Raw genomic sequence first — 2028 nt, forward strand, 5'->3', positions numbered from 1 at the left:
TGTCAACGGCCACTCAGTTCTCCCCGGATGTGAGGTCCGGGGAGATGCTTGACAGTTTGGTCCCGGGACTTACTTGACGGCGTCTCGCCTGATCATTGACGGTCCCAGCTGATGGTTGACGGTCAGCGGAGGTCGGCGAGGTAGCGGGTGATGGGGCCGCCCTTGATCGGGTGTGTGGAGATCTCGACCTCGCCGTCGAGGACGCGGAAGCAGGTCTCCTCGATGACCACAGTGACGGTCTTGCCGGTGTGCGCGATGCCGGGGCGGAGCTTGTGTCGGGCGACGACGAAGGTGCCGTCGGCTCCGACGCGCCGGACGGCTCGCCGCGGTTGTGACGGTGGCGGTGGCAGCGGTGTGGTGGCGACCCGGGCACCGGTCAGCTTCGCGCGGCGCTGGTGCGGAATCGGGGCGGTGAGGGTCTTGACCAGCACTCCGGCATGGATCACATACATCAGGCTGCCGTCGAAACGTAGGGTGACGTGCTTGCCGATCAGCTCGGTGCCGAGGGCGACGGGCGTTTGCCCGAGCGAGACCACGCCGTCCTTGGTGGCCTTGCGATCGACCTCGACAACGGCCGCGGGTGGCAGGGGCTTGTCCGAGCTGACGCCGCCCTGAGGTTCGGGTCCGCCGAACCGTCCGCCCCGCATGACCAGACCTTGCAGGTCGGCGTCGGTGAAGGTCATCGAGCGAGTCCTGATCAGTTGCCCGTCGAGGACGACGTGGACGGTGCGGTGGCTGAGCCAGACGGTGACGGTCCGGCCGACCAGGGTCGGGCTGAACTTCAGGCTCTGCGCCTGCGGCAGCATCACGCGCCGGCCGGGGCTGATCACGGCCTCGAACTCCACGGCCTGGAGCGGGAGGTTGTCCTCGGACGACCTCGGCGGCGGGAGCACAGGCAGTCGCATCGGCTCGGACGGCCCCGGCGCGGCTGCTGCGGCTTGCTTGGTCTCTTGTGTGTCGGCGGGGAGGGTGTGCGGGCGGAAGATCTGGGCCGGAGTGGCCATCTCCAGGGACTGGTGGGGGCGGGTGTGGTTGTAGCCGTGGACCCAGGCGTCGATCGCGGTCTGGGCCGCGACCGGGTCGGCGAAGGGCCCGGAGTGGTCGAGCATCTCGCGGCGCAGGGTTTTGTGGAACCGTTCGATTTTCCCCGTCGTGGTCGGTGACCTGGGCTTGGTCAGCCGCTGGTTGATGCCGTTCTCGCGGCATACGCGCTCGAACATGACCTCGGTGGGAAGAGGCTTGGAGTAGCGGCCGGTGAACTGCTTGCCGTTGTCCGTCAGCATCTCCGAGGGGACCCCGTAGCGGCGCATCGCCTCGATGAACGCCTGACACACGGCCCGCCCGGTCGGCTGCACCAGCACCGTGGCGATCACGATGAACCGAGAGCAGTCGTCGATCCCGGTGAGGAGTTTGCACTCTCGCCCGTCAGCGAGGAACACCCCGCTCATCAGGTCCATCTGCCATAGCTGCATCGGTGCGTCGCGCTGCCACCGTTTGTAGACGCGGCGGTGGACCTGGACCTGGTGGTTGACCAGGCCGTTGCGGACCAGGACGCGGTGCACCGTCGAGCGGCCCGGCGCGTCCGCGACGCCGCGGACGGCGAGTTCATGGGCGATCCGGCGGGCGCCCCACTTCGGATAGGTCTGCCGCAGTTGGCAGATGGCTAGCTCGACCTCGGTCGGCACCCGGGACGGTGAGCTGTGCGGCCGACGAGACCGGTCCCTCAGCCCGGCTCGTCCACCCTCGCGGAAGCGCCGCAGCCAGGTGTGCAGGGACTGCCGTGAGGTGCCGTACCGGCGGGCGACCTCGGCCACCGGCGAGCCGTCCAGCACCTCCACCACGGCCCGGAAACGATGTTCGACCGTCCAGTCCTCGGCACCTGTCTCGGCAGCATCAGCTATCTCACCCATGCCCGTACAACGAGCGCCGTCCGTCAGGGATGTGCTCGGACCATCAAGAATCTCCCGCGACCGTCAAGCAAGTCCAGCAACAACCGCGTCAAGGATGAGCTGGGACTGCACACGTCAC

Annotated in this window: 1 protein-coding gene; it reads right to left on the bottom strand. The window is 68.0% G+C overall.

Annotated features, from left to right (window positions below; all coding sequences use genetic code 11):
* Positions 1 to 122: 122 nt before the first annotated feature.
* Entirely contained in the window at positions 123 to 1910 is a 1788-nt protein-coding gene (locus QK442_RS36050; RefSeq protein WP_236244214.1) for an IS481 family transposase, read from the bottom strand.
* Between the last annotated feature and the right edge of the window lie 118 nt (positions 1911 to 2028).

Origin of the sequence: Streptomyces sp. CC208A (genome assembly GCF_030010625.1) — a bacterium.
Taxonomy (GTDB): domain Bacteria; phylum Actinomycetota; class Actinomycetes; order Streptomycetales; family Streptomycetaceae; genus Streptomyces.

Bases quoted from the DNA above. Each gene is read 5' to 3' on its own strand.
- QK442_RS36050 (WP_236244214.1), bottom strand. From the start codon at position 1,910: ATGGGTGAGATAGCTGATGCTGCCGAGACAGGTGCCGAGGACTGGACG.